The sequence below is a fragment of the Kribbella sp. NPDC020701 genome (genome assembly GCF_055562215.1).
Genome location: NZ_JBVHFT010000028.1, coordinates 46,103 through 71,172 on the forward strand (window position 1 = coordinate 46,103; position 25,070 = coordinate 71,172).

Consider the following 25,070-nt stretch of genomic DNA (forward strand, 5'->3'; position numbering starts at 1 on the left):
CCGCCCGCCCCGCGGCCGATGCATGCGGCAACGTGATTGCTCGGGAGGGCGGCACTTTCATGCGGGCGATACGACCGGGTGCGGCCATTGTCTTGGCCCTCGGCCTCCTCACTCTCGGGACCCTGACTTCGACTGCGTACCAGGTGCCGGCCACACCCTTCGTCCAAGGCGATTCGGCGACCGCAGTGATGCCGGGGTCGGGGTTGAAGCAGACGATCACGGTGACCGGGCAGACCGAGCTGGGGGATGCGACCACGGTCGGCGTCCGCGGGACCGGGCCGACCACCTACCAACCCGCGCTCGCCACGACCACGCCCGCGCAGGATCTGATCGTCAACACCGGCACGTGTGCTTCCACTGGGACTTGTGGTGACCGCGGCACGGTGACGATCGCGTTCAGCCGGCCGGTGCGCAACCCGGTGCTGCACCTCGCGGGCATCGGCGGCGCGGTGACCCAGACCGTGAGCGGCACCCCGACCGCCCAGTCCGAGCTGCACTCGATCCTCAAGCTCACCACCGCAGGCCTCAGCCTCACCAAGGTCGGCCAGGGCAACAACCTCGCCGTCACCAGTGACACGATCACCGCGGTCAACCACGACGCCGGCCCGAACTGCGTCAACGCCAAGACCGGCACCGGCCCCGACGCCTCCGCGACTGCCGCCTGTGGATCGATCCGCGTGAACGGCGTCGCCACCTCGATCACCTTCGACGTCACCGCGTTCTTCACCAAACACTCGAAGCTCCCGGCCTTCAACACCGGGTCCTCCGGTGACGCCTTCTCGATTCTCGCGTCCACGGGCGAGGACTTCGGCGATGCCCCGGCGTCGTACGGCGCCGCGTGGTCCGTGCTCAGCGACGTACGACTCGGCAAGGACGCGACTGAGGACAACGCGACCGTCGCCAACGGCACCACCGGCCCGACCACACCGGACCAGGCCGACGACGGCGTCGCCTTCGAGCCGCTCCGCACCACCGCGACTGTCTACACCGCCGACCTAAAGCTCACCGGCGCCTCGAAGGCCGGCCAGGCGTGCGCCTGGATCGACCTCGACCACGACGGCACCTTCGACCCGGCCGAACGCTCCTGCGCCGCCTTCGCCGCCGGCCAAGGCGCCGTCACACTCAACTGGTCGGAGCTGAGCCCGCGCGCGGGAGCGACGTACGCGCGGGTGCGGGTCGGCTACACCGATGCGCAGGTGGACAAGCCGACCGGTCCGGCCGACGCAGGTGAGGTCGAGGACTACCCGCTGGTGATCACGCCGCCGCCACCACCGATCCTGCTCGACGACACCGCGAAAACCGCGTTCAACACCGGCATCACGGTCGATGTCCTCGGCAACGACAAGCCGGGTGACCCGGGGACGCCGTTGAAGCCCGGGACGCTGTGCCTCGTCGACGGCAAGAACTGTGTCGTGATGGTGAACGTCGTCGGCCAGGCCAAGTACGTCGCCCAGAACGGCAAGATCCATGTCGAATCGGTGCCGGGCTTCGTCGGCTCGGGCACTCCGGTCACCTACCGCGTCGCCGACAGCAACGGAACGATGGCGACCGCGAAGCTGACCCTGACCGTCGCGCTGCCGGCCCACCCGGTTGCCACGCCTGACACCGCGACCACCCCGCAGAACGTCAGCATCGCGCTCAAGCCGCTGACCAACGACCGCGCGGCGCCCGGCGTGAAGCTCGTTCCCGCCTCGGTGGTGCTCCGGGATCCCGCCGACGCGATCTTCAAGAAGAAGGTGGTGATCGCCGGCGAGGGCGAATACGCCGTGAAGCCGGACGGCGGCGCGGACTTCGTACCGGCACCGCAGTTCACCGGCGTGGGTACGACGATCGGCTACCGCGTCACCGACAGCACCAAGCAAACCGCCGAGTCGACGCTCACGGTCACGGTCACGCCGGTGAAGCCGACCGCCAACGGGGATTCCGTCTCGACCGCGTTCGACACCGACGCCGTCGTACCCGTGCTGGACAACGACCTGCCCGGCTCGCCGGATGCACCGCTCGATCCCGCCAGCCTGCGGCTCCTCGACCCGGTCAGCCAGAAGCTCGTCGACAAGGTCACGGTCGCGCGGCAGGGGATGTACCTGGTTGCCGCCGGCAAGGTGACCTTCCGGCCGGTGCGCGGCTTCCAGGGCGTCGGTACGCCGCTGATCTACCAGGTGCTCGACAAGAACGGTACGCCGGCCCGCGCCGAGCTCACGGTCTCCGTCGATGCACCCGGACCGCCGGTAGCGAACCCGGACACGGTCACGACGCTGCAGGGCGGTGCCGTGATCGTCGCCGTTCTCGAGAACGACAAACCCGGCCCGACCGGTGCGCTGCTTCGGCCGGACAGCGTGCGGCTGGTGACGCCGAGCCGGACCACGGACCCGGGGACGACGCTGGTGGTGCCGGGGCAGGGCAAGTACACAGCCAAGCCCGACGGCAAGGTGCTGTTCGAACCGCTGCCGACCTTCAGCGGAACCGCGACCCCGGTTGCCTATCAGGTTGCCGATGACAACGGAGCGATCGGGAATTCCACGCTGACCGTGCAGGTGACCAGGGTTCAGCCGGACGCCTCGGACGACACCGCGAGTACGGCGTACGACACGACCGTGACCGTGTCGGTGCTGGCGAACGACGAAGCCGGTGACCCGGCCGTGCCGCTGGTGCCGACCAGTCTGCAGTTGCTCGATCCGAAGACCCAGCAGCCGAAGACCACGGTCGTCGTCAACGGCGAGGCGACGTACGCGGTGACACCGGAGGGGAAGGTCGCGGTCGATCCGATGCCGACGTTCACCGGCGTCGCGGCACCGATCGGCTACCGCGTCTCGGATGTGAACGGCACGCTCGCCGCGGCGACGCTGACGGTCACGATCGCGAAGCCGGCCGCGCCGACCGTCAAGCCTGACGCCGCCACCGGGAAGCAGAACGTCCCGCTGACGATCGACCCGCTCGCCAACGACACCGCGGGGCGGGGCACCGCACTGGACCCGCTCAGCCTGGCGCTCCTCGACCCGGCCGACGGTTCGCTGAAGAAGCTGGTGAAGATCCCGGGCCAGGGCGACTACCAGGTCAAGCCGGACGGGACCGTCACCGTCGACCCGCTGCCGGGCTTCACAGGTACGGCGACCACGCTGACGTATCGGGTCACGGACGGGTTCGATCAGGCCGCTCGGTCGACGATCACGGTCACGATCACGCCGGTCACCCCGGTGGCGACCGACGACACCGCGACGACGCCGTACGACAAGACAGTCACGGTCAAGGTGCTCGCGAACGACAAACCGGGTGATGCGACCGCGCCTTTGGTGCCGGGGAGCTTGCTGCTGACGGACCCGGCCGACGGATTGTCGAAGGCAACGGTCACCATCGCGAACGAGGGCGTCTACGCGGCGGCTGGGGGAGTGGTCAGGTTCGACCCGAGCGCGACGTTCCGCGGGCCTGGTACGCCGCTGAGCTATCAGGTGGCCGACAGCAACGGAACGTTGACCACCGCGAAGCTGTCGATCACCGTTGGCCGGCCGCCGGTCGCGGTTGCCGACACCGCGTCGACGCTGCAGGACGTCATGGTGTCCGTGAATCTGTTGTCCAACGACAGCCCGGGGACCGACGCCACGCTGGACCCGCAGTCGGTCGGCCTGCTGGATTCGGCTGCCCGGACCGCGGGCTACGTCAAGAAGGTGACTGTCGCGGGGCAGGGCACCTACACCGTCCAGCCGAGCGGCGCCGTGGTCTTCGATCCGCTGCCGGCGTTCCGTGGCAAGGCGTTCGCTATCAACTACAGGGTCGCCGACTCGAACGGCAGCTACGCCGCCTCGACGTTGAGCATGACCGTCACGCCGATCTGGCCGGTAACTGTGGACGATTCGGCGATCACGCCGTACGACCACCCGATCACGGTCAACGTGCTCGCCAACGACCAGCCCGGCGACCCGACCGCGCCGCTGATCCGGTCGAGCCTCGTGCTGAAGGATCCGGCCGGTGGCTACCGCAAGACGATCACGCACGCGGGTGAAGGCACGTACGTCGCTGCCGATGACGGGACGGTGGCGTTCACGCCGGTCAAGGGCTACCAAGGTGTGACGAAGCCGGCGACGTACCGGATCACCGACGACAACGGCAGCACCGCGGAAGGCCTGCTCTTCCTCACCGTCGGCAAGGGGCCGTCAGCGGCGGCCGATGTCGCGACGATCAAGCAGAACGTCACTGTGACCGTGGACCCGCTCACCAACGACGATCCGGGGACGGGCGCCGAGCTCGAGAAGACCTCGGTCCAGGTATACGGCGCCCGCGGGTGGGGGCGGACGGCGGCGATTCCGGGGCAGGGCGTGTTCGCGGTGAACGCGACCACCGGAAAGATCACGTTCGACCCGGCGCCGGCGTTCAGCGGGGTCGTCTCGATCGCTTATCAGGTCGCGGATACGAGTGGGAACACGGCCGCTTCGACTGTCGCGGTGACGGTCACGCCGGTCACTCCGACGATCGCGGATGACACGGCGACGACGCCGTACGAGACCGCGGTGACGGTCGCCGTGCTGGCGAACGACAAGCCGGGTGATGTGACTGCGCCGCTCGTCGACGGCGAGGTTCGGCTGCTTGATCCAGCGACCGGGGATCCGGTGTCGTCGCTGGCCATTGCGGGGGAGGGGACGTTCACGGTCCAGCCGTCCGGCGGCATCGGGTTCGTACCGCTGGACGGGTTCGCCGGTGTGGCGATTCCGGTTCGGTATCAGGTGGCCGACCGCAACGGGACGACTGCATCGGCCACGCTGACGGTCAGCGTGCAGGCTCGTCCGGTCGCGGCTCCCGACGCCGCTCGTACGAAACAGCATCTGTCCGTGACGCTCGACCCGCTCGCCAACGACAAGCCTGGTCCGGGGGCCACGCTTGACCCGGCGTCGGTGCTGCTGGTCGGTCCGGATGGTGCACTGGTCGACCAGGTCACGATTGCCGGCCAAGGTGAGTACGTCGTTGCCAAGGGCAAGGTGACGTTCAGTCCGGTGGCGACGTTCACGGGCACCGCCCGGCCGGCGGCGTACGAAGTCAAGGACAGCAACCGCAACTCGGCCCGCGCGACGATCACGGTGTCGGTGCTGCCGGTGCGTCCGGTCACCGTCGACGACAGCGCTCAAACGGCGTTCGGTACGGCGGTCGTCGTCAAGGTGCTGGGCAACGACAGACCCGGTGACCCGTCCGCGCCGCTCGTGCCGGGTTACGTCGTACTGCGGGATCCGGCGGACGGCAAGGACAAGAAGGCGGTGACCGTACCGGACGAGGGTGCCTTCACGGTTGGCGCGGACGGTGCAATCACGTTCACCCCGGCCAAGGACTTCATCGGCACGACGCGATCGGTCGCGTACCGAGTCGCGGATGCCAACGGCACCTCCAGCACGGCGCTGGTTGAGGTGACCGTCGCTGGACCGTTGCTCGCCAAGGCGACGCCCGACGCGGCGACCGGCACTCCAGGCAACGCGGTCGCCGTGAACCCGCTGCTCAACGACAGCGGTGCGACCACCCCGAGCACCGTCTGCCTGCGGACCGGCCCGGGCACCTGCGCCAAGCAGGTGACCGATGCCTCCGGCCGCTGGACGGTCGCCCCCGACGGGACCATCATCCTCACGCCGACGGCAGCATTCACAGGCACCGCCAAACTCACCTACGAACGAACCGACACCACCGGCGCCACCACCACCGCGCCCGTCAAGTTCACCGTCGGCGCCCAACCAACCGAAGACCTCCGCTCCCTGAACCAAGCCGAGCTACCCCCCACCGGCGGCCCCCCAGCCATCCTCCTGACGCTCGGCACCCTCCTCACCGCCCTGGGCGCAACCCTCGCCGCCATAGCCCGAACCCGCCGCTAGCCCCACACCCCCGCCGGCCTACAGGTCGAGGACCAGCATGATTTCGTCGCGGTAGTTGGTGGGGGTGACCCGGACCGCGCGGGGGTGGCGGCCGACGACTCGGTAGCCGAGGGGCTCGTAGAACGCCTCGAGGCCGAGGCCGTCGCGGATCGTGAGTTGGAGTTGCTCGAGTCCGAGGTCGACGGCCGAGCCGCGGAGCCCCTCCATCAGCAGTCGGCCGGCCCCGTTGCCCTGGTGGTGCGGATGAACCATCACCCGCAACACCGTCCGCCAGTGTCGCTGCAGTGCGCTGCCGCGATCGATCAGCAGGCCCATCCCGGCGTACCGCTCGCCGGTGTGCAGGACCCCGAGCAGATCCACCCCCGCGGCGACCCGGCCGAGCGCCTCGTCCAGCGTTTCCGCGACCCGCTCCACCGGTGCCGGCGCGGTGAACCCGACCGCGCCGCCGGCGTCGGTGGCCGCGATCCAGGTGTCCAGCAGATCCGCCCGCAAACCCGGATCCAGCGCCTCGTCCGGTTCCACCACCAGGTACTTCACGGCACCCCTCCATCTGCGACTGAGTTGCAGATAGCTTACGACTCCAGCGTGTGCCGAGCCGGCACGGTGCCCAACTTGTCCGGGTTGCGGATCAGGTACAGCTCGGTGACCAGCCCGTCCGTGGTCTCCAGGAACGCGACCGTGTCCGGCTCGTCGTCGAAGTACGCGATGAACGCGGTGTCGCCGTTCATGGTGGCCATCCGGATCTCGAAGTTCGGGTTCTCCGCGAGGACTCCGAACAGCCAGCGAGCGATCTTCTCCCCGCCGTGGATCGGCCGGAGTGCGGCCTTCTTCTTGCCGCCGCCGTCACTGATCAGGACGGCGTCCGGCGCGAGCAGCGACACCACCTGGTCGAAGTCACCGGATCCGGCCGCGGCCATGAATCGCATGGTGAGCTCGTTGTGCCGCGCCTTGTCGACGTGGTGCCGCGGCTGCCGCGCGTGGACGTGTTCGCGGGCTCGGTGGGCGAGCTGCCGGACCGCGCTTTCGGACCGGTTGAGCGTGTCCGCGATCTCGTCGTACGGGAGATCGAACACCTCACGCAGTACGAAGGTTGCGCGTTCGAGCGGCGAGAGCGTCTCGAGTACGACGAGCATCGCCATGCTGACCGAGTCGGCCATCTCCACCACCGCCGCCGGGTCGTCGTTCGACGCCAGGGTCGGCGTGATCGGCTCGGGCAGCCAGGGGCCGACGTACTGCTCCCGCCGGGCCTTCTGCTCCCGCAGCCGGTTGAGCGCCAGCCGAGTGGTGATGCGGATCAGGTACGCGCGTACGTCGCGGATCTCGTCATGCTCGATCGCCGCCCACCGAAGCCACGCCTCCTGGACCACGTCCTCCGCATCGCTGACACTGCCCACCACCCGGTACGCCGCTCCCACCAGGACGGCCCGGTGTTCGTCGAACTCCCGGGCCAACTGCTCGTCGCTCACCGGACGGGCCTCAGTTCGCAGTACTCCTTGAAGCCCTGGCTGGTCAGGCCGAGAGCGGCGTTCACACGGGAGCGGTAGTTTTCCAGCGAGACTATCGCCGTGAGCTCGACCAGCTGCTCGTCGGTCAGATCCTTGCGCAACCGCTCGACCTGCTCGTCCGTGACCTCCGGTGGGGTGGCGGTCATCGCCTCGGCGTAGTCCATCACCGCGCGCTCCAGATCCGTGTAGACATCGCTGTCCCGCCACCCTGGCACATCACGCAGCTTCACCGGGTCGACACCCTGGTGGTGGAACTCCCAGTACCCGAAGTCCATACACCAACTGCACCCGATCCGCGCCGACGTCACCATCACCGCGAGCGCCTTCAGCTCCGGATCCAGTGCCTTCCACCGCGCCGCCGACCCCTCCAGCAGCAGCGTCGACACCAGCACCCGCCGGTTGTGCAGCGCGACCTTCCCGGGATCCGGCACCTTCCCGTACTTCCGCCGGCTACCCCACTCCGCCAGCCGTACGAACCAGGTCCGCTCATGCTCCAAGCCGATCCGAGCCATCAGATCCACCTCCACGTCGTCGTCCCTCTCCCGGACACGCCCCGCCGACCATCTGTGACATGAGCTGAGTCACACCGCGAGCGCACCATCGGTGGTTGAGTGGTGGCAGGCGACACCCCTCACGGTTGGATATTCATTCGGGGTATGGCATACTCATTCATATGAGTGTGACGGTGGCGGTGGCCGGTGCCAGTGGATATGCGGGCGGCGAGCTGCTCCGCTTGCTGAGCGGCCACCCGCAGGTCGAGATCGGTGCGCTGACCGCCGGCGGGAACGCCGGTACGGCGCTCGGCGCGCACCACCCACACCTCGTGCCGCTGGCCGGGCGCATCCTGGTCGAGACCACGGCGGAGAACCTCGCCGGTCACGACGTGGTGTTCCTGGCCCTGCCGCACGGACAGTCCGCCGGAATCGCCGAGCAACTCGGCGAGGACGTCACCGTGATCGACTGCGGCGCGGACTTCCGGCTGACCGAGGCCGAGGCGTGGGTCGAGTTCTACGGCGGTGAGCACGCAGGCTCCTGGCCGTACGGACTCCCGGAGCTCCCGGGGCAGCGGGACAAGCTCCGCGGATCGCACCGCGTCGCCGTCCCGGGGTGTTACCCCACCGTCTCCACGCTCGCACTGCTCCCCGCCGTACAGAACGGACTCGTCGATCCCGGCCAGCTGGTGGTGGTCGCGGTGAGCGGGACCTCCGGCGCGGGCAAGGCGCCGAAGCCGCACCTGCTCGGCGCGGAGGTGATGGGCTCCGCCTCGGCGTACGGCGTCGGCGGTGTCCACCGGCACACCCCGGAGATCGAGCAGAACCTCACGCCGTACGCCGCGCAGCCGGTGAGCGTCTCGTTCACCCCGGTGCTCGTGCCGATGTCCCGCGGCATCCTCGCGACGTGCAGCGCACCGATCGCCGAAGGCACCGACCTGACGACACTCCGGCAGGCCTATGAAGATGCCTACCGCAATGAGCCGTTCGTGCACGTGCTCCCAGAGGGGCAGTGGCCGCAGACGCAGGCCACCCTCGGCGCGAACACCGTGCAACTGCAGCTCGCCCTCGACCAGCGCACCGGCCGCGCCGTCATCGTGGCCGCGATGGACAACCTCACCAAGGGCACCGCCGGCGCAGCCGTGCAGTGCATGAACCTGGCCACCGGTCTCGACGAGACCCTGGCCCTGCCCCTCGTAGGAGTAGCCCCGTGACCGTCGCAGTCACCCCGCACACCCAAGTCGATCGGAGCGCCGGGGTCACCGCGCCGGCCGGCTTCCGCGCGGCCGGGGTGATCGCCGGAATCAAATCCGCCGGTACGCCGGACCTCACCGCCGTGGTCAACGACGGCCCGCACGATGTCGCCGCCGGCGTGTTCACCACCAACAAGGTGAAGGCGGCGCCCGTGCTCTGGTCCCAGCAGGTCCTGACCGCCGGCAGGCTGAAGGCCGTCGTCCTGAACTCCGGCGGCGCGAATGCCTGCACCGGTCCGGAAGGATTCCAGGACACCCACAAGACCGCTGAGAAACTGGCCGAGGTGCTCGGCATCGGCGCCGCGGAGGTCGGGGTCTGCTCGACCGGCCTGATCGGCGAGCGCCTCCCGATGGACAAGCTCATTCCCGGCATCTCCTCGGCGGTGGATGCTCTCGGCAACGGCCCCGAGGCCGGGTTGGCCGCGGCCACGGCGGTGATGACGACCGACAACGTGCCGAAGCAGGCCGCGCTGAAGCATCCGGACGGCTGGAGCATCGGCGGATTCGCCAAGGGTGCGGGGATGTGCGCGCCGAACATGGCGACCATGCTCAGCGTCATCACCACCGACGCCGTGCTCGACCAGCCGCACCTCGACCACGCGCTGCGGAACGCGGTCGGCAAGACGTTCAACCGGCTCGACGTCGACGGGGGAACGTCGACCAACGACACCGTGCTGCTGCTGAGCTCGGGCGCCTCCGGTGTCGCTGTCACCCCCGAGGCCTTCGAGGTCGCGCTGACCGCCCTGGCTGCTGACCTGGTGAAGCAGTTGCAGGCGGATGCCGAGGGCGTCACCAAGCACGTCAGCATCACCGTGCAGGGCGCGGCCACCGAGGCCGAGGCGCTCGCCGCCGCGAAGATCGTTGCTGAGGACAACCTCTGCAAGACCGCGTTCTTCGCCTCCGATCCGAACTGGGGACGGATCGCGATGGCCGTCGGCAACGCCCCGACCGCGTTCGACCCGTCGCTGCTCGACATCACGCTGAACGGCGCACCGATCTGCGTTGCCGGCGGCAAGGGCGTCGATCGCTCCGAGGCGGACATCAGCGGTCTTGAGATCGACGTCCTGATCGACCTGCACGCCGGCCCGGCGTCGGCGACCGTGCTCACCACGGATCTGTCCCACGCGTACGTAGAAGAGAACTCGGCGTACTCCTCATGACTGTGCACATTGCCTCGCTGCCGCTCGGCGGTTCATGGGGCTTGGACTCCCGGCCTTCCCTCGTCGCTCCAGTCGCTGCGCTCCCTGCGCTCCTCAGTCCAGGCCGGGAGGCCCCATGAACAGTCACGCCGACGCGGTGGAGAAGGCCGCGGTCCTGACCGAAGCGCTGCCCTGGCTGAAGGAGTTCCACGGCAAGACGATCGTCGTGAAGTACGGCGGGAACGCCATGGTCGACGACAAGCTCAAGCAGGCCTTCGCCGAGGACATCGTCTTCCTCCGGTACGCCGGGGTCCGGGTCGTCGTCGTCCACGGCGGCGGACCGCAGATCAGCGACATGCTTCACCGGCTCGGCATCGACAGCGAGTTCCGCGGCGGCCTGCGGGTCACCACCCCCGAGGCGATGGATGTCGTCGGCATGGTCCTGGTCGGCAAGGTCGGTCGCGAGCTCGTCGGTCTGCTCAACGCGCACGGCCCATTCGCGGTCGGCATGTCTGGTGAGGATGCCGGCTTGTTCACCGCGGAACGCCGTACGGCGCTGGTCGACGGCGAATCGGTCGACATCGGACTGGTCGGCGACGTGGTCGACGTCCGCCCGGAGGCGGTGGTCGACCTGATCGACGCCGGCCGGATCCCGGTGGTGTCGACGATCGCGCCGGACGAGGACGGCCAGGCGCACAACGTCAACGCCGACACCGCGGCCGCCGCGCTGGCGGTCGCGCTCGGCGCCGAGAAGCTCGTCGTGCTGACCGACGTGGCCGGCTTGTACCGGAACTGGCCGGACAGCGACGAGATCATCAGCCAGATCGACGCGGCCGAGCTCGCCGAGCTCCTCCCGTCACTGGCCTCGGGGATGGTGCCCAAGATGGAGGCCTGCCTTCGAGCGGTCGAGTCGGGCGTTTCCCGAGCGACCGTCATCGACGGCCGCGTCCCGCACTCCCTGTTACTGGAGATCTTCACCGACGCCGGAAGTGGAACCCAGGTGATTCCCTCATGACCGTGCTTTTGGCCGGGCCTTCGGCGCCGGCGGGGTCCTGGGGCTTTTACTCCCGGCCTTCCCTCGTCGCTCCAGTCGCTTCGCTCCCTCCGCTCCTCAGTCCAGGCCGGGAGGCCCCATGACCGAATTGCTGACCGTCGACGGAACGCAAGCCGCGCTGACCGAGCGCTACGCCAGTGCGCTGATGAACACTTTCGGTGCGCCGAAGCGGGTGCTGGTGCGTGGCGAGGGCGCGTACCTGTGGGATGCCGACGGAAACAAGTACCTCGACCTACTCGGCGGACTCGCGGTGAACTGCCTCGGCCACGCGCACCCGTTCGTGGTGTCCGCGGTGACATCGCAGCTCGCCACTCTCGGCCACGTCTCGAACTTCTTCGCCTCGGCGCCGCAGATCGCGCTGGCGGAGAAGTTGCTCGGCCTGTTCGATGCCCCGGGCAAGGTGTTCTTCACGAACTCCGGCACGGAGGCGAACGAGGCCGCGTTCAAGATCACCCGGCGGACCGGCCGGACCAAGATCGTCTCCACTGTCGGCGCCTTCCACGGGCGGTCGATGGGCGCGCTCGCGGTGACCTGGAAGCCGGCGTACCGGGAGGCATTCGCGCCGCTGCCGGGTGACGTCACCTTTGTCCCGTACGGCGATGCCGACGCGCTGGCCGCGGCCGTTGACGACCAGACGGCGGCGGTCGTGCTCGAGCCGATCCAGGGGGAGAACGGCGTCGTCGTACCGCCGGCCGGGTACCTGCAGGCGGCACGACGGATCACGTCGCAGCACGGTGCGCTGCTGTGGCTCGACGAGATCCAGACCGGCATCGGGCGGACCGGGACGTGGTTCGCCTTCGAGCCCGAGGGGATCACGCCGGACCTGGTGACCGTGGCGAAGGGCCTCGGCGCGGGGATCCCGATCGGTGCGTGCATCGGGCTGGGCACGGCCGCGGAGCTGTTGCAGCCGGGGAACCACGGGACGACGTTCGGCGGCAACCCGGTCGCGGCGATCGCCGGACTGGCAGTGCTGACCGTGATCGAGCGGGACGGGCTGCTCGCCCAGGTGAATGCCGTCGGCAACCACCTCGCGTCGTCGATCATCGCGCTCGACCACCCGCTGATCGCCGGGGTCCGCGGTCGCGGGCTGCTGCTGGCGATCGAGCTGACCCGGCCGGTGTCGGACCAGGTGACCGCGCTCGCGCTCGAGGCCGGCTTCGTGATCAACAATCCGATTCCGGACGCGTTGCGGCTGGCGCCGCCGTACATCCTGAGCAAGGCTGATGCCGACAGCTTCGTCGCGGCCCTGCCCGGGCTGCTGGATCAGGTGGAGGCAACGTGACAGTGCTTTTGGCCGGGCCTTCGGCACCGACAGGGTCATGGGGCTTTTACTCCCGGCCTTCCCTCGTCGCTCCAGTCGCTTCGCTCCCTCCGCTCCTCAGTCCAGGCCGGGAGGCCCCATGACACGGCACTTCTTGCGTGATGACGACCTCAGTCCGGTGGAGCAGGACGAGGTACTGACGCTCGCGCAGCAGCTGACCACGGACCGGCACGGGCATCAGCCGCTGGCCGGGCCGAAGACGGTCGCGGTGATCTTCGACAAGACCTCGACCCGGACGCGGATCTCGTTCGCGGTCGGGATCGCCGAGCTCGGCGGTTCGCCGCTGATCATCGACGCGCAGACCTCGCAGATGGGCCGTGGCGAGCCGATCGCCGACACCGCGCGCGTGCTCGACCGGCAGGTCGCCGCGATCGTCTGGCGGACGTCCGGGCAGACCCGGATCCAGGAGATGGCGACGGCGTCGCGAGTACCGGTGGTCAACGCGCTGACCGACGAGTTCCACCCGTGCCAGGTCCTCGCCGACCTGCTCACCGTGCGGCAGCACAAGGGTTCGACGGCCGGGTTGAAGCTGGTCTATCTGGGCGACGGCGCCAACAACATGGCGCATTCCTACCTGCTCGGTGGTGTGACGGCCGGGATGCATGTGGTGGTCGGCTCGCCGGCCGAGTACCAGCCGGATCCCGCAGTACTCGCGCGGGCTGCCGAGATCGCGGCGTCGACCGGCGGCTCGGCGGCATGGACCTCGGACGCGCTGGAGGCTGTCGACAGCGCCGATGTCGTCGCCACCGACACGTGGGTGTCGATGGGTCAGGAGGCCGAGGCTGCCGATCGCGAGGCGCCGTTCGTGCCGTATGCGGTGACCGAGCAACTGATGTCGAAGGCAAACTCCGACGCGATCGTGCTGCACTGTCTGCCCGCCTACCGCGGCAAGGAGATCGACGCGGCCGTGATCGACGGTCCACAATCGGTCGTCTGGGACGAAGCGGAGAATCGGCTGCACGCCCAGAAGGCGCTGTTGTCGTGGCTGTTGGCAAGGAGTTTCGAGGCATGAACGTCGCCGTACCGACGACCAAGACCGCGAGGCAGCAGCGGATTGTTGACCTGCTGGGCCGGCAGCCGGTGCGCTCGCAGACCGAGCTGGCCGACCTGCTCGCGGCGTCCGGTCTCGTCGTCGGCCAGGCCACGCTGTCGCGCGACCTGGTCGAGATCGGTGCGGTGAAGGTTCGCGACTCGACCGGCCAGCTCGTGTACGCCGTACCCGGTGAAGGCGGCGACCGTACGCCGCGCGCCGGTGAGGCAGCCGCCTTCGAAGCCCGCCTGGCCCGTGTCGCATCGGAGCTCCTGGTCAGCGCCGAAGGTAGCGCGAACCTGGTCATCCTGCGAACCCCGCCGGGGGCTGCCCAGTACTTCGCGTCGGCAATCGACCACGTGGGTCTGGACGACGTCCTCGGCACCATCGCGGGCGACGACACCGTCATGGTCGTCTCCCGAAACCCCACCGGCGGCCAGGCCCTGGCCACCCGCTTCCTGTCCCTGGCCGCCCGCTCCGAACATAAGTAAGCGCCGAAGAAGCCTTTTGGCTCGTCATTGAGAGGATGTTGGTGTGAGTTCGGAGAGTGCTGCCCTGTGGGGTGGACGGTTTGCGGGTGGGCCGGCTGATGCGCTGGCGGCGTTGAGCAAGTCGACACAGTTCGACTGGCGACTGGCGCCGTACGACATCGCCGGGTCGAAGGCGCATGCCAAGGTGCTGCACCGAGCAGGGCTGCTGACCGACGAGGATCTGGCCAAGATGCTCGCCGGGCTCGATCAGCTCTTGGACGACGTACTCGCGGGGCGCTTCTTGCCAGCCGAGAGCGACGAGGACGTACACACCGCGCTGGAGCGCGGGCTGCTCGAGCTCCTGGGGGCCGAGCTGGGTGGACGGCTGCGGGCCGGGCGGTCCCGGAACGACCAGGTCGCGACCCTGTTCAAGAGCTACCTGCGGGAGCACGGCCGGATCATCAGCCGGCTGCTGCTGGAGCAGGTGGGCACACTCGCCGAGCAGGCCGAGAAGCACCTCGGTGTCGCGATGCCCGGCCGGACCCATCTCCAGCACGCACAGCCGGTCCTGCTGTCGCACCATCTGCTCGCGCACGCCTGGCCGCTCATCCGCGACCTCGACCGCCTCGCCGACTGGGACGCCCGCGTCGCCGCGGATTCGCCGTACGGATCAGGGGCGCTGGCGGGCAGCTCGCTCGGACTGGACCCGCAGTTCGTCGCGACCGAGCTCGGCTTCACGAACTCGTCGGCGAACTCGATCGACGGGACCGCTTCGCGTGACTTCGTCGCCGAGTTCGCTTTCGTCACCGCCCAGATCGGTGTCGACCTGTCCCGGCAGGCCGAAGAGGTGATCATCTGGGCGACGAAGGAGTTCGGCTTCGTCGAGCTGGACGACGCGTTCTCGACCGGGTCGAGCATCATGCCGCAGAAGAAGAACCCCGACATCGCCGAGCTCGCCCGCGGCAAGGCGGGCCGGCTGATCGGCAACCTGAGCGGCCTGCTCGCGACGCTGAAGGCGCAGCCGCTGGCGTACAACCGGGACCTGCAGGAGGACAAGGAGCCGGTCTTCGACTCGATCGACACGCTCGAGGTGCTGCTGCCCGCGTTCACCGGGATGATCCACACGCTGCGCTTCAACACATCGCGGTTGGAGGAGCTGGCGCCGCAGGGCTTCTCGCTCGCCACGGACATCGCGGAGTGGCTGGTCCGGGAGAAGATCCCGTTCCGTGTCGCTCACGAGGTCGCCGGTGCGTGCGTCCAGGAGTGCGAGAAGCGCGGCATCGAGCTCTGGGACCTCACGGACGACGATCTCGCCGCGATCTCGCCGTACCTGACTCCCGAGGTCCGCTCGGTGCTGACCGTCGAGGGCTCGCTGGCGTCGCGGAACACGCGCGGCGGCACTGCGCAGGAGCGCGTCGTCGAGCAGTTGGCCGAGCTTCGGGCGCGGGCAGCCGACCACAGCAGCCGCCTCGCCTGATGCGCCGGTCGCTGCTCGCGGGTCCCGTCCTCGACGTGGCCCCGAAGCTTCTCGGCATGGTCGTGCGGAGCACCACCGATGAGGGAACGGTCGACGTACGCCTCACCGAGGTCGAGGCGTACGACGGCCCGAACGACCCCGGCTCGCACGCCTACCGGGGCGAGACACCGCGTAACGCGATCATGTTCGGGCCCGCGGGCTTCCTTTACGTGTACTTCACCTACGGCATGCACTACTGCATGAACGTGGTGGTCGGGCCGGCGGGCAAACCATCGGCCGTCCTGCTCCGCGCCGGCGAGATCATCGAGGGCGTCGAGCTGGCCCGCGTTCGTCGTGGCCAGCCCGACACCCAGAAGGTCGTCTTCAACCAGGCGACTTCCGGTGTCAGACAAGGTCCCGTCGTGAAGCGGCCGAACGGCAACCCGGACCGCGACCTGGCCCGGGGTCCGGCACGCCTGTGTGTCGCCCTCGGCATCGGACGGGACGGCAACGGCACCGACCTGCTCGCCAAGGACTCGCCCATCCAGCTCCTCCCAGGTCCCGGCTTCGACGGCGAGCCGTCCACCGGTCCCCGGGTCGGTCTCCGCGAGGCGGCCGATCGTCCGTGGCGCTTCTGGATCCCCGATGACCCAACGGTCTCGCCGTACCGCCCACACGTCCCAAAACGCCGCGCCTAACGGTTGGCCAGCTCCAGCACGTGGTCGAGCTGTGGAAGCCCGTGCTCCACCTCCGGATCCGGGAACAGCCCGATGTGATGCACTCCGGCCGCCTCCAGCGCCTCGATGTGCGCGGCCGCGTCGTCGAGCGTGCCGATCGCACCGATCTCCGTCCACCAGTCGACCGGCATCCCCACGAGCCCTTCGGCGCCGGACTCGTCGTACAGCTTCTTCATCTCGTCGAAGAACGGCAGAGCGGTGACGCCCGGGTGCTTGTCGCCGATCCGCCACCCCAGCCACGGCGCAGTCCACTCGTACGCCGTTTTGCGGTCGCTCCGGACGCACATCGCGCTGAACACCGCGACCACGAACCCCTCCGGTGATCCGGCGTACTCGACCGACTGACGCACGTACGGCGGTGTCGCGGGCTCCGCAAGCACGACGCCACCCGCGACCCGGCCGGCCAGGGCCATCGACTTCGGTCCCATCACACCGAGCAGGATCGGCGGCGGCTCCACCGGCGGCGCGTCGAGCTTCACGTCCTTCAGGTAGACGGCCTTGCCCTCGAAGGTCACCTTCTCCCCGGCGAGCAGCCGGGTGACGGTGGTGGTGACCTCCTCGAGCGTGGTGAGCGGCGACTTCGGCCGGACACCCATCTGGTCCATCCACTCCTGCACTCCGTGGCCGATGCCCGGCAGGAACCGCCCCGGCCCGAGCGCCTCCAGGGTGGCGAACTCCATCGCGGTCACCGCGGCGGTGCGAGCCACTGCCGGCGCGATGCCGAGGCCGACCCTCAGGCGCTCGGTCGACGTCAGAGCGGCGGACACCAGCGACGGACCGGCCGTGAAGAAGCAGTCCTCGATGATCCACAGTTCGTCGGCGCCGCCTTGGTCCAGGCGGCGGGCCACGTCGGTGACCAGGGCGGCGGGGTAGGTGCGGGGGAAGCACATTCCGAGAGCGGTCATGCGAAGACGGTACGGGGCGGCATGGACAGTTCTCGAAGGAGCCGGAAAGTTTCCCCAAGGAGTCGGTAAAGGTCTTCCCAGAGGCGCGGGGGAGCAGGCGTGGGGGCCCTGCCTGCGGGTAGGTTTCCGGTATGGCCCGTCCGCACTACGCGTCCCGTCTCGAGGACTGGTTCAACATCGGGGTGCAGGCGATCCTGCGGCGTCGTGGCTGGCAGGAGCGGATCATCCCGCAGGTCGGTTACGGCACGACGGAGTTCGTCCGGGTGCTGGCGCGCGTCGTACTGGGCCGTGACCCTCGCAACCACCCCCGGTATGAAGAGGACCAGGTGGTGCGGGGCTGGCGGGTCTTCGTCACGGCACCGGCGACGAAGGTGGCGGTCACCGTCACCGTGAACGGTCAGACGTTCGAGGGGGTCACCGACCGGGGCGGGTTCATCGACCTCACCGTGCCGGTGGTGCTGCCGCCGGGGTGGCACGAGATCAACCTGGGCGTGCGTGGTGAACGGCAGGCCAGAGCGCCGATCTTCGTCCCCGACCCGGACGCCACCTTCGGACTGGTCAGCGACATCGACGACACGGTCATCCTGACGATGCTGCCGCGTCCACTGATCGCCGCCTGGAACACGTTCGTCCGCGACGAGCAGGCGCGACGCGTCGTACCGGGTATGGCCGAGCTGTACGACGAGCTCCTGGGGGACCACCCGGGTGCGCCGATCTTCTACCTGTCCACCGGTGCGTGGAACACGGCTCCGACGCTGACCCGCTTCCTCGCCCGGCACGGGTACCCGGCCGGTCCGCTGCTGATGACGGACTGGGGGCCGACCAACACTGGGTGGTTTCGCAGCGGTCAGGAGCACAAGCGGACCGCACTGCGCCGGCTGGCGAAGGAGTTCCCCAACGTCCGGTGGGTCCTGATCGGTGACGACGGCCAGCACGACCCACAGCTGTACGGCGATTTCGCGCAGACCCATCCGGATCACGTCCGAGCCATCGGCATCCGGCAGCTCACACCAGCCGAGCAGGTCCTGTCCCACGGTCTGCCCGTGCCCAACCCGGACCCGGGTGCTCACGACCCGCAGCGGCCGACCGCTGCCACGGTGCAGGGGCCGGACGGTCACGCGCTCCGTCCTCAGCTTCGTGCGGTTCTGACCCGTCCTGAGCCCACCTGAGTCGCGTCTGCGCGAATACAGGACACTTGTAGCTGACCGACGTACTCGAGGAGAGACAAGTGACCGACAGCGGGACCGTAAGCCGCGCCCAGGTGCTGGATGACCTGGAGAGCCGTGGCCTGATCGCCCACTCCACCGATCCGGACGCCCTTCGGGCCTCCATGGCGGCTGGACCGATCACCTCCTACGTCGGCTTCGACCCCACCGCACCCAGCCTGCATATGGGGAACCTGCTGCAGCTACTGACGCTTCGACGGCTCCAGTTGGCCGGCCACAACCCCATCGGGCTCGTCGGGGGTGCGACCGGCCTGATCGGCGATCCCAAGGAGAGCTCCGAGCGGGTGCTGAACCCGAAGGACGTCGTACAGCAGTGGGTCGAGAAGGTCCGCGGCCAGGTGGAGAAGTTCATCGACTTCGACCGGTCGCTGCCGAACCCGGCCCGGATCGTCAACAACTACGACTGGACCAAGGACCTCAACACGCTCGACTTCCTGCGTGACATCGGCAAGCACTTCCCGGTGAACCGGATGCTCGGCCGCGAGGTTGTGAAGGCCCGGCTGGAGCAGGGGATCAGCTACACCGAGTTCAGCTACGTGCTGCTGCAGTCGCTCGACTACCTGGAGCTGTACCGACGCCACAACTGCACGCTGCAGACGGGTGGCAGTGATCAGTGGGGCAACCTGACGGCCGGCGTCGAGCTCATCCGTCGCGCTGACTCCGGCAAAGCGCATGCACTGGCCACCCCTCTGGTGACCAAGGCCGACGGGACCAAGTTCGGGAAGACCGAGTCCGGGTCGGTGTGGCTGGATCAGGAGCTGACTTCGCCGTACGCGTTCTACCAGTTCTGGTTCAACAGCGACGACCGTGACGTGATGCAGCTCGTGCGGTTCTACACGTTCCGGACGGCCGAGGAGATGGCCGCACTCGAGCAGGCGACCGCAGAACGCCCACAGGCGCGTGAGGCACAGCGTGTACTCGCGGAAGACGTCACAACGCTCGTACATGGGTCTGAGGAGACTCGTCGGGTCCAGGAGGCCTCGAAGGCGCTCTTCGGCCAGGGGGAGCTGGCGTCCCTCGACGGCTCGACTCTCGTCGCGGCACTGCGCGAAGCACCCCATGTCGAACTGGCCGCCGGCGAGCCAATGCCGACGTACGGCGACCTGCTCGTGAAGTCGGGGTTGGTCGCCAGCAAGTCGGCGGCTCGGCGGACGGTGGCCGAGGGCGGTGGGTACCTCAACAACGAGAAAGTGAAGGACGCCGAGTACGTGCCTGGCACTGACGACCTGCTGCCCGGGGGAGTGCTGGTGCTGCGGCGTGGGAAGCGTTCGTTTGCAGGGGTTCTGGCCTCTCCGGCGCAGGGCTGACGGCTTGCTCGCGGGGCCGGCTCGGGTGTCTTGCTCGGGCCGGCTCCACTCCCATACTTGGGTTGCCGGGAGCAAATTACAGCCGTGTGATTCAGCCCACCGGGAACCGATTTGACCGGCCACCCGCGATCCACGTAATGTTCTTCTTGTTGGAGCGAGGCGCGGGACGCGAAAGCGGCCGGTCGCTCCGAACCCCCCAAGGCTAGCTGAGCCGAAACGCGTCTCCGGACTCGGGTCGGCAGCTTAGACGCGACGGGGTGAGCCGGAAAAACTGGGACTTGACCCGGTGGATCCGCTCCGGTAGAGTAACGCAGGTTGCCCCGGGGTCCTGGCCGAGAGGTCACGGACGCGGTGTGCGCCCGATTCTTGAGAACTCAACAGCGTGCCGAAAGTCAATGCCGAAATAAGCATTAACCCCGTACATGGGCTTCGGATGATGATCTGCCAGGGCCTTTTGGAGGTTTTTGGTGGGGGTTGTTTGTTGTCTGTGTCGGATTCCTTTGAAATATTTCTGGATTCAAGTCAGTTTGATTTGTTTCTGATTCAAAGGATCATTCGATGTTGTTGGCTCACCGGTTTTCCGGTTTGTCTATATTTTTCAACGGAGAGTTTGATCCTGGCTCAGGACGAACGCTGGCGGCGTGCTTAACACATGCAAGTCGAGCGGTAAGGCCCTTTCGGGGGTACACGAGCGGCGAACGGGTGAGTAACACGTGAGCAACCTACCCTCAACTTTGGGATAAGCCTCGGAAACGGGGTCTAATACCGGATATGACTTCCGCCTTCATGGGTGGGGGTTGAAAGTTCTGGCGGTTGGGGATGGGCTCGCGGCCTATCAGCTTGTTGGTGGGGTAATGGCCTACCAAGGCTTCGACGGGTAGCCGGCCTGAGAGGGCGACCGGCCACACTGGGACTGAGACACGGCCCAGACTCCTACGGGAGGCAGCAGTGGGGAATATTGCGCAATGGACGAAAGTCTGACGCAGCAACGCCGCGTGAGGGATGACGGCCTTCGGGTTGTAAACCTCTTTCAGCAGGGACGAAGCGAGAGTGACGGTACCTGCAGAAGAAGGACCGGCCAACTACGTGCCAGCAGCCGCGGTAATACGTAGGGTCCGAGCGTTGTCCGGAATTATTGGGCGTAAAGGGCTCGTAGGCGGTTCGTCACGTCGGGAGTGAAAACTCGGAGCTTAACTCCGAGCCTGCTTCCGATACGGGCAGACTAGAGGTAGGCAGGGGAGAGCGGAACTCCTGGTGTAGCGGTGGAATGCGCAGATATCAGGAAGAACACCGGTGGCGAAGGCGGCTCTCTGGGCCTTACCTGACGCTGAGGAGCGAAAGCGTGGGTAGCGAACAGGATTAGATACCCTGGTAGTCCACGCCGTAAACGTTGGGCGCTAGGTGTGGGGGACATTCCACGTCCTCCGTGCCGCAGCTAACGCATTAAGCGCCCCGCCTGGGGAGTACGGCCGCAAGGCTAAAACTCAAAGGAATTGACGGGGGCCCGCACAAGCGGCGGAGCATGCGGATTAATTCGATGCAACGCGAAGAACCTTACCTGGGTTTGACATATAGGGAAATCTCGCAGAGATGCGGGGTCCGTAAGGGTCCTATACAGGTGGTGCATGGCTGTCGTCAGCTCGTGTCGTGAGATGTTGGGTTAAGTCCCGCAACGAGCGCAACCCTCGTCCTATGTTGCCAGCACGTTATGGTGGGGACTCATAGGAGACTGCCGGGGTCAACTCGGAGGAAGGTGGGGATGACGTCAAGTCATCATGCCCCTTATGTCCAGGGCTTCACGCATGCTACAATGGCCGGTACAAAGGGCTGCGAAACTGCAAAGTGGAGCGAATCCCAAAAAGCCGGTCTCAGTTCGGATTGGGGTCTGCAACTCGACCCCATGAAGTCGGAGTCGCTAGTAATCGCAGATCAGCAACGCTGCGGTGAATACGTTCCCGGGCCTTGTACACACCGCCCGTCACGTCATGAAAGTCGGCAACACCCGAAGCCGGTGGCCTAACCCTTGTGGAGGGAGCCGTCGAAGGTGGGGCTGGCGATTAGGACGAAGTCGTAACAAGGTAGCCGTACCGGAAGGTGCGGCTGGATCACCTCCTTTCTAAGGAGCATTCGGCAGGCAAGCCCGCAAGGGGTGCCTGTCCATTCGTCGTTTCCTGAGCGAATGTCTCAGGGCGACGGTGCTTCGGAATGTGGAACATTGACCATTAGATGTGCAGCGGAGCTGCTGAAGCTAGTACTACTCACTTTGGTGGGTGTGGAACGCGGACGGGGCCGAGTGAATCATCGAGGCGCGCTGTTGGGTCCTGAGGAATCGGGCCCGGCCAACGAGAGTTTCTCTCGGGGGTTGGATCTGTTTCTTCTGGGTCACTGCTCGACCGGGAACGGTTGGGTGTGGTGGCTGGGGCCGGCTCTCATCAAACCGTTGGTGTGAGTGTTGTTGACCGGGTGTTTTGTTTCCCTGGGCGGAACGCTTACCTGGCAGGTGATGGACGTGGGGCTGGTGTTCCTGCCCGTATTTTGAGAACTGTATAGTGGACGCGAGCATCTCTTTGTAGCGTAATTTTGTTGTTTTGTTTTGTGACAAGCTACTAAGGGCAATCGGTGGATGTCTTGGTACCAAGAGCCGATGAAGGACGTTGGAGCCTGCGATAAGCCCCGGGGAGTTGGCAACCGAGCTGTGATCCGGGGGTGTCCGAATGGGGAAACCCAGCTGGCATTCTAAAGCCAGTTACCAGTGCCTGAACACATAGGGTTCTGGAGGGAACGCGGGGAAGTGAAACATCTCAGTACCCGCAGGAAGAGAAAACAATAGTGATTCCGTGAGTAGTGGCGAGCGAAAGCGGATGAGGCTAAACCATGTGCGTGTGATAGCCGGCGTGCGTTGCGTATATGGGGTTGTGGGAGCATTCAGATGCTAATGCCGTGGTGTCGGAGAGTTATAAATCGCTGTTGAAGTCGAATCTTCTGGAATGTTGAGCCGTAGTGGGTTATAGCCCTGTAGGCGTAAGACAGTGACTCTCGAGTGTTTTCCCAAGTAGCACGGGACTCTTGAAATCCCGTGTGAATCTGGCGGGACCACCCGCTAAGCCTAAATACTTCTTGGTGACCGATAGCGGACTAGTACCGTGAGGGAAAGATGAAAAGTACCCCGGGAGGGGAGTGAAATAGTACCTGAAACCGATTGCCTACAATCCGTCGGAGCATTCCCTTGTGGGGTGTGACGGCGTGCCTTTTGAAGAATGAGCCTGCGAGTTAGTGGTGTGTGGCGAGGTTAACCCGTGTGGGGTAGCCGTAGCGAAAGCGAGTCTGAATAGGGCGCTTTAGTCGCATGCTCTAGACCCGAAGCGGAGTGATCTATCCATGGGCAGGTTGAAGCGTGGGTAAGACCGCGTGGAGGACCGAACCCACCAGGGTTGAAAACCTGGGGGATGACCTGTGGATAGGGGTGAAAGGCCAATCAAACTCCGTGATAGCTGGTTCTCCCCGAAATGCATATAGGTGCAGCGTCGCGTGTTTCTTACCGGAGGTAGAGCACTGGATGGTCTAGGGGGCTTACCGGCTTACCGAAATCAGCCAAACTCCGAATGCCGGTAAGTGAGAGCGCGGCAGTGAGACTGCGGGGGATAAGCTCCGTAGTCGAGAGGGAAACAGCCCAGATCACCAGCTAAGGCCCCTAAGCGATTGCTAAGTGGAAAAGGATGTGGAGTTGCCCAGACAACCAGGAGGTTGGCTTAGAAGCAGCCACCCTTGAAAGAGTGCGTAATAGCTCACTGGTCAAGTGATTCCGCGCCGACAATGTAGCGGGGCTCAAGCAATCCGCCGAAGCTGTGGCATTCATACTGTTACTCGGCATCGACTTTTGGTTGGTGTCCAGGTGTGTGGATGGGTAGGGGAGCGTCGTGCAGCGTGTGAAGCAGCCTAGTGATGGAGTTGTGGATGCTGCACGAGTGAGAATGCAGGCATGAGTAGCGAATGACGGGTGAGAAACCCGTCCGCCGGATGATCAAGGGTTCCAGGGTCAAGCTAATCTGCCCTGGGTAAGTCGGGACCTAAGGCGAGGCCGACAGGCGTAGTCGATGGACAACGGGTTGATATTCCCGTACCGGCATTAACACGACCCGACCGAACCCGCTGATGCTAAACCAACAAATCCATGATGTCTTCGGACGGAGTGGTGGAGTTGGTGACCCGAGGTGGTAGTAGGTGCATTGAGGAGTGACGCAGGAGGGTAGTCCAACCGCGGCGATGGTAGGCGCAAGCTGATCCGCGGGCAAGGTGGTAGGGCGAGGCATAGGCAAATCCGTGTCTCATTGAGCCTGAGAGCCGAGGCGGACCCGTTTAGGGGAAGTGGATGATCCCATGCTGCCGAGAAAAACTTCGCAGTGAGTGTTAGAGCCGCCCGTACCCCAAACCGACACAGGTGATCAGGTAGAGAATACCAAGGCGATCGAGTGAACCATGGTTAAGGAACTCGGCAAAATGCCCCCGTAACTTCGGGAGAAGGGGGGCCGGATCCGTTACCTCACTTGCTGAGGGAAGCGGTGATGGCCGCAGAGACCAGGCCCAAGCGACTGTTTACTAAAAACACAGGTCCGTGCGAAGAAGTAATTCGATGTATACGGACTGACGCCTGCCCGGTGCTGGAACGTTAAGGGGACAGGTTAGTCGGTTTCGGCCGGCGAAGCTTTGAACTTAAGCGCCAGTAAACGGCGGTGGTAACTATAACCATCCTAAGGTAGCGAAATTCCTTGTCGGGTAAGTTCCGACCTGCACGAATGGCGTAACGACTTGGGCGCTGTCTCAACCGTGGACTCGGCGAAATTGCATTACGAGTAAAGATGCTCGTTACGCGCAGCAGGACGGAAAGACCCCGGGACCTTTACTACAACTTGGTATTGGTGGTCGGTACAACTTGTGTAGGATAGGTGGGAGGCTGTGAAGCTCGGACGCCAGTTCGGGTGGAGTCATCGTTGAAATACCACTCTGGTTGTTCTGGCTGTCTAACTTTGGTCCGTTATCCGGATCAGGGACAGTGCCTGGTGGGTAGTTTGACTGGGGCGGTCGCCTCCTAAAAGGTAACGGAGGCGCTCAAAGGTTCCCTCAGCCTGGTTGGCAATCAGGTGTCGAGTGTAAGTGCACAAGGGAGCTTGACTGTGAGACAGACATGTCGAGCAGGGACGAAAGTCGGAACTAGTGATCCGGCGGTGGCATGTGGGAGCACCGTCGCTCAACGGATAAAAGGTACCCCGGGGATAACAGGCTGATCTTCCCCAAGAGTCCATATCGACGGGATGGTTTGGCACCTCGATGTCGGC

15 protein-coding genes and 2 rRNA genes are annotated in these 25,070 nt (G+C 66.2%); 13 read left to right on the forward strand and 4 right to left on the reverse strand.

Going from position 1 to position 25,070, the window contains the following annotated elements:
* Nucleotides 1–143 precede the first annotated feature (143 nt).
* Nucleotides 144–5,843, forward strand: coding sequence for an Ig-like domain-containing protein (locus ACZ3HV_RS41160; protein WP_465692982.1), 5,700 nt, complete (start codon nucleotides 144–146; stop codon nucleotides 5,841–5,843).
* Nucleotides 5,844–5,861: 18 nt separating this feature from the next.
* Here ACZ3HV_RS41160 and ACZ3HV_RS41165 read toward each other — a convergent pair whose 3' ends face one another.
* Genes ACZ3HV_RS41165 through ACZ3HV_RS41175 form a run of 3 tightly spaced genes read right to left on the reverse strand, consistent with a single transcriptional unit; the run spans nucleotide 5,862 to nucleotide 7,860 of the window.
* A complete protein-coding gene (locus ACZ3HV_RS41165; protein ID WP_465692984.1) occupies nucleotides 5,862–6,380 on the reverse strand; it encodes a GNAT family N-acetyltransferase in 519 nt (172 codons plus the stop codon).
* 35 nt (nucleotides 6,381–6,415) lie between these two features.
* On the reverse strand, nucleotides 6,416–7,309 hold the full coding sequence (locus tag ACZ3HV_RS41170) for an RNA polymerase sigma-70 factor (protein WP_465692986.1): 894 nt from the start codon (nucleotides 7,307–7,309) through the stop codon (nucleotides 6,416–6,418).
* Entirely contained in the window at nucleotides 7,306–7,860 is a 555-nt protein-coding gene (locus ACZ3HV_RS41175) for a carboxymuconolactone decarboxylase family protein (protein WP_465692988.1), read from the reverse strand. Before ACZ3HV_RS41175 ends, ACZ3HV_RS41170 begins: the two co-directional genes overlap by 4 nt.
* A gap of 161 nt (nucleotides 7,861–8,021) precedes the next feature.
* Here ACZ3HV_RS41175 and argC point away from each other — a divergent pair, with 161 nt between their 5' ends.
* From argC to ACZ3HV_RS41215, 8 genes are all read left to right on the forward strand, one after another.
* A complete protein-coding gene (argC, locus tag ACZ3HV_RS41180) occupies nucleotides 8,022–9,053 on the forward strand; it encodes an N-acetyl-gamma-glutamyl-phosphate reductase (RefSeq protein WP_465692989.1) in 1,032 nt (343 codons plus the stop codon).
* Nucleotides 9,050–10,252, forward strand: coding sequence for a bifunctional glutamate N-acetyltransferase/amino-acid acetyltransferase ArgJ (argJ, locus tag ACZ3HV_RS41185; RefSeq protein WP_465692991.1), 1,203 nt, complete (start codon nucleotides 9,050–9,052; stop codon nucleotides 10,250–10,252). Before argC ends, argJ begins: the two co-directional genes overlap by 4 nt.
* 115 nt (nucleotides 10,253–10,367) lie before the next feature.
* Nucleotides 10,368–11,246 (forward strand): acetylglutamate kinase, encoded by an 879-nt coding sequence (argB, locus tag ACZ3HV_RS41190; protein WP_465692993.1) that lies wholly within the window; start codon nucleotides 10,368–10,370, stop codon nucleotides 11,244–11,246.
* Between the two features lie 118 nt (nucleotides 11,247–11,364).
* Complete coding sequence (locus tag ACZ3HV_RS41195; RefSeq protein ID WP_465692994.1) at nucleotides 11,365–12,567, forward strand: acetylornithine transaminase; 1,203 nt, start codon at nucleotides 11,365–11,367, stop codon at nucleotides 12,565–12,567.
* Between the two features lie 118 nt (nucleotides 12,568–12,685).
* On the forward strand, nucleotides 12,686–13,618 hold the full coding sequence (gene argF, locus ACZ3HV_RS41200) for an ornithine carbamoyltransferase (RefSeq protein ID WP_465692996.1): 933 nt from the start codon (nucleotides 12,686–12,688) through the stop codon (nucleotides 13,616–13,618).
* Entirely contained in the window at nucleotides 13,615–14,127 is a 513-nt protein-coding gene (locus tag ACZ3HV_RS41205) for an arginine repressor (RefSeq protein WP_465692998.1), read from the forward strand. The genes argF and ACZ3HV_RS41205 overlap by 4 nt, the downstream gene beginning before the upstream one ends.
* A gap of 43 nt (nucleotides 14,128–14,170) precedes the next feature.
* Entirely contained in the window at nucleotides 14,171–15,583 is a 1,413-nt protein-coding gene (gene argH / locus ACZ3HV_RS41210) for an argininosuccinate lyase (RefSeq protein WP_465692999.1), read from the forward strand.
* Complete coding sequence (locus ACZ3HV_RS41215; RefSeq protein WP_465693001.1) at nucleotides 15,583–16,260, forward strand: DNA-3-methyladenine glycosylase; 678 nt, start codon at nucleotides 15,583–15,585, stop codon at nucleotides 16,258–16,260. Before argH ends, ACZ3HV_RS41215 begins: the two co-directional genes overlap by 1 nt.
* Here the strand turns inward: ACZ3HV_RS41215 and ACZ3HV_RS41220 are convergent.
* The gene (locus ACZ3HV_RS41220) at nucleotides 16,257–17,204 is read right to left on the reverse strand and encodes an LLM class flavin-dependent oxidoreductase (protein ID WP_465693002.1); all 948 of its coding nucleotides are present in this window, start codon (nucleotides 17,202–17,204) and stop codon (nucleotides 16,257–16,259) included. The two genes, ACZ3HV_RS41215 and ACZ3HV_RS41220, sit on opposite strands and share 4 nt — an antisense overlap.
* Nucleotides 17,205–17,335: 131 nt before the next feature.
* On the opposite strand from ACZ3HV_RS41220, the gene ACZ3HV_RS41225 reads away from it, so the two are divergent.
* From ACZ3HV_RS41225 to ACZ3HV_RS41240, 4 genes are all read left to right on the forward strand, one after another.
* Nucleotides 17,336–18,373, forward strand: a complete 1,038-nt coding sequence (locus ACZ3HV_RS41225; protein ID WP_465693004.1) for an App1 family protein — start codon at nucleotides 17,336–17,338, stop codon at nucleotides 18,371–18,373.
* Nucleotides 18,374–18,432: 59 nt separating this feature from the next.
* Complete coding sequence (tyrS, locus tag ACZ3HV_RS41230; RefSeq protein WP_465693005.1) at nucleotides 18,433–19,737, forward strand: tyrosine--tRNA ligase; 1,305 nt, start codon at nucleotides 18,433–18,435, stop codon at nucleotides 19,735–19,737.
* A 598-nt stretch (nucleotides 19,738–20,335) separates the two neighbouring features.
* Nucleotides 20,336–21,853 (forward strand): 16S ribosomal RNA (locus tag ACZ3HV_RS41235).
* A 480-nt stretch (nucleotides 21,854–22,333) separates the two neighbouring features.
* Nucleotides 22,334–25,070: ribosomal RNA gene (locus ACZ3HV_RS41240) — 23S ribosomal RNA — on the forward strand; the annotation flags it as partial.

What these genes read in the sequence shown, in the direction of transcription:
- ACZ3HV_RS41175 (WP_465692988.1), bottom strand. Translation starts at nt 7,860, where the DNA reads ATGGCTCGGATCGGCTTGGAGCATGAGCGGACCTGGTTCGTACGGCTG.
- argC (WP_465692989.1), top strand. Translation starts at nt 8,022, where the DNA reads ATGAGTGTGACGGTGGCGGTGGCCGGTGCCAGTGGATATGCGGGCGGC.
- argB (WP_465692993.1), top strand. Translation starts at nt 10,368, where the DNA reads ATGAACAGTCACGCCGACGCGGTGGAGAAGGCCGCGGTCCTGACCGAA.
- ACZ3HV_RS41195 (WP_465692994.1), top strand. Translation starts at nt 11,365, where the DNA reads ATGACCGAATTGCTGACCGTCGACGGAACGCAAGCCGCGCTGACCGAG.
- argF (WP_465692996.1), top strand. Translation starts at nt 12,686, where the DNA reads ATGACACGGCACTTCTTGCGTGATGACGACCTCAGTCCGGTGGAGCAG.
- ACZ3HV_RS41205 (WP_465692998.1), top strand. Translation starts at nt 13,615, where the DNA reads ATGAACGTCGCCGTACCGACGACCAAGACCGCGAGGCAGCAGCGGATT.
- ACZ3HV_RS41215 (WP_465693001.1), top strand. Translation starts at nt 15,583, where the DNA reads ATGCGCCGGTCGCTGCTCGCGGGTCCCGTCCTCGACGTGGCCCCGAAG.
- ACZ3HV_RS41220 (WP_465693002.1), bottom strand. Translation starts at nt 17,204, where the DNA reads ATGACCGCTCTCGGAATGTGCTTCCCCCGCACCTACCCCGCCGCCCTG.
- ACZ3HV_RS41225 (WP_465693004.1), top strand. Translation starts at nt 17,336, where the DNA reads ATGGCCCGTCCGCACTACGCGTCCCGTCTCGAGGACTGGTTCAACATC.